This window comes from Sodalis sp. (in: enterobacteria) (assembly GCF_047607725.1).
GTDB lineage: Bacteria > Pseudomonadota > Gammaproteobacteria > Enterobacterales > Enterobacteriaceae > JBLKSS01.
This window is the reverse complement of the sequence record NZ_JBLKSS010000203.1, coordinates 1-6,124: the sequence shown is the minus strand read 5'-3', so window position 1 is coordinate 6,124 and position 6,124 is coordinate 1. Positions and strand designations below refer to the sequence as shown.

2 protein-coding genes and 4 pseudogenes are annotated in these 6,124 nt (G+C 51.2%); 1 reads left to right on the top strand and 5 read right to left on the bottom strand.

Annotated features, from left to right (window positions below; all coding sequences use genetic code 11):
* Window positions 1-175: 175 nt before the first annotated feature.
* From ACMX3H_RS16200 to galS, 3 genes and pseudogenes are all read right to left on the bottom strand, one after another.
* Window positions 176-1,000 (bottom strand): annotated as a pseudogene (locus tag ACMX3H_RS16200) (ATP-binding cassette domain-containing protein); the annotation flags it as partial.
* 65 nt (window positions 1,001-1,065) lie between these two features.
* Window positions 1,066-2,063 (bottom strand): annotated as a pseudogene (gene mglB / locus ACMX3H_RS16195) (galactose/glucose ABC transporter substrate-binding protein MglB).
* Between the two features lie 234 nt (window positions 2,064-2,297).
* Window positions 2,298-3,338: an HTH-type transcriptional regulator GalS gene (gene galS, locus ACMX3H_RS16190; protein ID WP_415211557.1), complete on the bottom strand. Its 1,041-nt coding sequence runs from the start codon at window positions 3,336-3,338 to the stop codon at window positions 2,298-2,300.
* An 834-nt stretch (window positions 3,339-4,172) separates the two neighbouring features.
* Between galS and ACMX3H_RS16185 the strand changes: the two genes are divergently transcribed.
* Entirely contained in the window at window positions 4,173-5,015 is an 843-nt protein-coding gene (locus tag ACMX3H_RS16185; RefSeq protein WP_415211556.1) for a glycosyltransferase family 2 protein, read from the top strand.
* 253 nt (window positions 5,016-5,268) lie between these two features.
* On the opposite strand, the pseudogene ACMX3H_RS16180 reads toward ACMX3H_RS16185, so the two are convergent.
* Together ACMX3H_RS16180 and ACMX3H_RS16175 are read right to left on the bottom strand one after the other, a co-directional pair.
* A pseudogene (locus tag ACMX3H_RS16180) lies at window positions 5,269-5,669 on the bottom strand (ATP-binding protein); the annotation flags it as partial.
* A pseudogene (locus ACMX3H_RS16175) lies at window positions 5,659-5,877 on the bottom strand (hypothetical protein); the annotation flags it as partial. The pseudogenes ACMX3H_RS16175 and ACMX3H_RS16180, both read right to left, overlap by 11 nt.
* Window positions 5,878-6,124 lie beyond the last annotated feature (247 nt).

The window sequence follows — 6,124 nt, the reverse complement described above, 5'->3', positions numbered from 1 at the left end:
AGTCCAGCGGGAAATTGGGACGACGTCTTGAGGGTTTTGGTGGGGTTTGTTTCATGAATTGTGCCCATTAAAAAAATAATGGACATCATCTTCAATAACTTGATGGGGAATTAACAGACGGCGCTGGGCGTACGCTTACGTGCAAATCAAACGAAATGTCGCGGATCGAGGGCTAGCGCAACGATGTGAGGTTGCACACTTCGAGCATGACCTCTCCCAGTTCACTAATACGATCGGGGAAACGCTGGCTCAGCGAACGGCCTACCATCATGGCAATAATTTGGTCCATACTCAGCCCTTCCACCGGCTGAGTGGCAATCCATTGTCCATCGCGCAAAATGGTGATTTCGTCGCACAGCTGAAAAATCTCTTCCATTTTATGAGAGATATAAACAATACCGCAGCAGCGCGCTTTTAATTTGCGAATGATACTGAAGAGGTGATTGACTTCTTTTTCGGTCAGCGACGAGGTGGGCTCGTCCATAATGACGATTTTAGCGTCATAGGAAAACGCCTTGGCTATCTCGATCATCTGCATCTGGGACACGGACAGGGTGGCGACTTTGTCACGTGGATCGATATCGATATCCAACTCTTCAAAAATAGTCTTGGTGTCCTGATACATTTTCTTATGGTCGACGAATATCCCTTTACGGGGATAGCGACCAAGCCACATATTGTCCATCACGGTACGCTGCAGCACCAGGTTAAGCTCCTGATGCACCATAGAAACCCCTTTTTCCAGCGCTTCTTTCGAGTTCTTGAAATTAACTTCCTGTCCCTGAAAAATGATGCTTCCCGCATCTTTACTGTAAATACCGAAGAGGCATTTTAATAACGTCGATTTGCCCGCACCATTTTCCCCCATCAGGGCATGAATAGAGTGGGGACGGACATTGAGATTTACGTTATCCAACGCTTTCACGCCAGGAAATGATTTGCTGATATTTTTCATTTCCAGCAGCCATTCGCGATGCTGTTCGGTCGTAATGTCGGCCATAGTTACACCAGCTCAAAAATAGACAAGTTTCATTCCCCCTCCGGGGTCGGCGGGGGTATCAGGTTTTATTTTTTGAATTGCGCCAAGTTGTCTTTATCGATGCCAACATAATGGATACGGACAACTTTATTGTCCAGCTTCCATTGGGTTCCGTCGGCGGCGCCTTTGCCTTCCGCCAGATTTTTCGCCAGATCGAACGTCGCTTTGGCCTGATTGTCAGCATCGTTAAGCACGGTACCGGCCATCGCGCCCGATTTAACCAGCTCCAGGGCTTCCGGCAGCCCGTCTACGCCAAATACCGGGATACTGCTCTTGTTATGGGCTTTGAGGGTTTCTACGGCGCCCATGGCCATGGCGTCGTTATTGGCAATCACCACTTCAATCTTGTTGGCGTTAGACCCGGAGAGCCAGGCGTCGACTTTGTCCTTCGCCTGGGCGGTGTCCCACATGGCGGTATCAAGCTGCAGCGGCTGGGTCTTTAATTTTTCCTGATCGTTTAGGGTCTTGATAACGTAGCTGGTGCGCGCCTCCGCGTCCGGATGTCCCGGTTCGCCTTTCAGCATGACATATTGGATGACGCCGTCTTTGTTCAGATCCCAGTCGGGGTGGGCTTTCCAATGTTTGGCGATCAGCTCACCTTGAATAATGCCGGATTCTTTGGAATCGGTACCGACATAGTAAGCTTTGTCGTAGCTATCCAGATCTTTACGGCTCGGCTCTTTATTGTAAAACACCACGGGAATATCATTGCCGCGGGCCTTCTGAATCACGACAGGCGCGGCCGCGGGATCCACCAGGTTGATCGCCAACGCTTTGACACCTTTGGCAATCAGCACATCAATTTGATCGTTTTGTTTGGACTGATCGTTCTGGGAGTCATTCATCAAAAGCGTCACGCCGGAGCTGTCTTTGGCGTCTTTTTCAAGCGCTTTGCGCACCACCGACATAAAGTTATCGTCATACTTATAATAGTCACACCAATACGCACGTTGGCAGCCTGCGCGGCCATGGAAAACATCAGGCCGGCTGCCAGAGCGGTAAGGGAAAATGCCTTCTTATTCATTAGTCTCTCTGGATATCAGTATGGTAGCACTCAGTGAGTCTCTAATAATACTTTCAGGTCATGGCAAAAGGGGCCAGGCCGGATAGCCCCGCCAGACGGCATCACGGACCGTTGCAGTCGCGCCATCCGGAGTCATTCCGAACGACGCGTTTATCCATGTCTGACGGGAGAACGGCTACAGCATATCGGGAGGGATATTAATATAATGTGAATGTTCTCACACTTTGAAACCGGTTACATTTCATCTTGTGACGAAGCAGTGATCGCCATCACAGTTTGACGCGGCGCCACCGAATGGCGACGTACCAGCGTCGGCATGTAGAGATGGGTTTGGCTCTGATCAAGTTGGCCGGCTGTCCCTTTTAACGCCAGTTCTGTCGCCGCTACCGCCATCATGCACACGGGATAACGCGCCGTGGTCAAATGTGGACTGGTGTAGCGGGACATGGGAAGGTCGTCAAAACCGATGACGGAAAAGTGCGCCGGCACGGTGATATCGTTTTCTTTCAGGGTCGCCAATGCCCCTACCGCCATACTGTCGTTATAGACAAATACCGCGCTTAACTGCTGGTTACGACCCAAGAGCTCCACCATCGCCTGTTCGCCGCCGTGGAGATAAGGATCCGCCCTGACCTGCCAGCTTTGCTGCGGCTTAATGCCCGCCTCATTCATCGCCAGTAGATAACCTTGGCGCCGCTGGTGCTGGTCTTCGATATCATGATTAGAACCGATATAGCCAATATTGCGGTGCCCTTGCTTGAGCAGCATCCACGTCGCCATCAATGCGCCGGCCACATTGTCCAGACCGACGCAGCGGTGTTCATAACCGGGCACGATACGATTGATCAACACCATACCCGGCTCGCTTTGCATGAAGGCGATTAGTTCCTCGTCGCTGAGCATTTTGGCATGTACCACCAGTGCGCTGCAGCGCTGGCGAATCAAAACCTCGATGGCGTAGCGCTCTTTATCCGCCTGATGATAGCTGTTGCTGATCAGGACGTTTTTGCGGTGCCTCTGCGCCACATCATCCACCGCTTTGACCAACGCGCCAAAGAAGGGGTCGGAGACGTCCATGACCACCACCCCGATGGTATCGCTGCTCTGATTAGCCAGCGCCTGCGCATTGGCGTTAGGACGATAGCCCAATTGGGATACCGCTGAGAGAACGCGCTCCCTCGCCTGCTTACTGGCAGACGCGCTGTCATTTAACACCCGAGAAACGGTTGCCACTGACACACCCGCCAGGCGGGCCACATCACGAATCGTTGTCATACAATCAGCTCTTCCCTCATGTTTATCACTCCTTGTGATAACAATTACGAAACATCTACGCCTATCCTAATGGGTTTAAATTAAACTCAGTGTGAATCAGCTCACAGGACAGAAAACGCTTACATCACTAAAGCCAGCTATCTGACCGCTTCAAGAAGGAGAAAGAAGATAAAAATGAAACGTCACAGTATGTTGTAACTATTTCCCTTTAGTGCCATAGCGGCCCGCTGGGTGGGATAAAGCGCCGAGCGTTGCCGTTGGCTCCCGGCCTATAGAGGCAGTGCCTACGATTGTATATCGCGCCAGAACGAGAAAGGCCCGCCCACGGATATACCGCGTTAGAACGAGAAAGGTCGCGCCACGGCTGTATTCCGCGCCAGAAGCAGAAAGGTCGCGTCCACGGTGATATACCGCGCCACATCTCAAGCGGGTCAGCATGATCGAGCGTCAGGAAGGACACACACCGTCGTTCGTGGACAGTTTCGCCGCGTAGCGGGAAGTCCAAAGACCTAAGTCTAGCACTATCGATGCCCCCATGCCCTGCTTGACACCTAAGTCAAAGAAAAATCTGATTTTGCCGGTCGCGTCTGCTGTGCCTGAAGACAAAAAGTTATACTCAAAAAGTGATAATTTTCAATGAACGTCATGCGTATTGCGTCGTAACAAGGTAAATAGCGTGATGCGCAATACCAAAATTGGTCCAGCAATAACGAAGCGTAATGGATACTTAAATTTTTAATGGATATCTTGACTGCAACTCATTGATTTTAATTTGAAACGGACTTAGTGCTGATTAGGCTTGCTTAGCGGTCCGGCCAACTGGTGTAAATAAAAATGAAAATATTCGCAATTTGTATGGTGAAAGATGAAATCGACGTCCTGGAAAGAGCGCCGCTCGCCGCGCTGCCTTGGGTCGATAAGATTTTTTTGATTGATCATGCCAGCACGGATGGAACCTGGGAGCTTATCAATCAAAAATTCCGCCATTGGGAGAAAGTGGAAGTCTACGGTCAGATCACCGATGAATTTACCGACGGGCTACAATCGCGCGCATATAATAAATTTCGTGAACAGGCGCAGGATGGCGATTGGTGGTGCCGGCTGGACTCTGATGAATTCTATATTGATGATCCGCGCGAATTTTTGGCCAAGGTCGGCAAGCATTACGATATTGTTCAATGTGCCAGTTTTCAATATTATTTCACCGAAAAAGACGTTGAGGAATATCAGCTCCATCCGGAACGTTATCGTGATGGTGCGTCGATCGATGCACTCAAATTTTTCGCCTGTAACAGTTCTGAGGCGCGGTTCGTTAAACATAGAAACCGCGAGTGGAAAGAAGACAGCCTATGGCCGGTCGGCAAGTTCCCCAACCTCATCTGGCCACATCATATACGGTTAAAATATTTCCAATATCGCTATCCTGAGCAGATCCAGCATCGTTTGGATTTGCGTACCGCCAAAGCGGCTAATAATCAATTCCGCCATGAAATCCGGGTGGATTGGGAACAGCGCATTGACAGCTCGAAGCGAATTAGCCGCGAGCAGGGTCAGGTACAAACCCACCAGAAATGGGAAAATCGAGTGGTGGATTCCAGCAAATTGCTCTTTGATGACGGCAAGCAGGACTATGTGGTAAATGCAGTATTGCTTGATCCCATTCGCCCGCCTCTGTAACAGAGTATTCGCAATACGGTCAAGCTGATTCTGGGCCGATAAAGCCTCTCAAGACGGCCAAGCCTATTCCTGGCTGATAAAGCACGCGCGCTCAGCCACGTTTCTTCTGGTTCGATGCGTGGCCGGCAGTCCTGCCTGCCGAAATTGATATTCAGGACCGCCGAACGGCATGTCCCGTTTATTACCGTTTCGACGGCCCCACCGCCCCAGGCAGGGAACTCGCCTGACGGAAATGCAAAGATGGCAGGCTGTGTCAGCCGTCAAGCTCGAGCCGTGCCAGGGTACCCCGTCTCTCTTGACGATTTCCCAGGCTGAAGCGGCCTTGATGTAATTGCGCAATACGGGTAACTATACTCAGCCCCAGGCCGATACCGTTATAACGCTGGTCCATTCGACAAATTGTTGGGTTAACTCCCCTGCTCGCGCCTCGTCAATACCGGGACCCTCATCCATCACCTGCAAAATACATCGACGACCAGACGATGTTTCCTCTTGCTCCAGGATGACCGTAATGGTGCTCCCTTCCGGGCAATAGCGATGGGCATTTTCCACCAGATTGCGCAACAACAGACGTAACAGCACCGCATTGCCCTGAATCACCGGATCCGCTGCCGGCAGTCGCCAATCCAGCCGTTGTCCGCGCGCCGCCGCCAAACAAGAGCTCGAACAAGGTGAGAAATTTCACCTGCGCCACCATATCCAGCACGGCCCAGGTCCAGGCTTCGCCGCGGGTAATGCTCCCGGCATAGGCGGGGTTGAGGTAAGCCGCTTTCGGCAGCCCAAAGGCGGTGATGTTCATCAGCAGGATACCCAAAATGGCAATCCCGCGCGCGCAATCCAACATCGCGATGCGCTGCCACATGGCTAATCTCTTCTGTCAGACGGCGCCAGCGACGCCGTAATTGCAGATTCCGACGTATCCGATCATCTGTTCCGGCGACATCCGATCAGTTATTCCGATATTTTCCTATCACCCATTCCAGTGATATTCGATCACGTGTTCGCTCATCTTCTGACTCAGTTTTAGTCTATTTTTCCTGTGCTGGCTACTCCTTGCTCTTTGCGTAGTGATTCGCCTTTAAGTTCCAGTCGATAGCTGGGGTGTACTA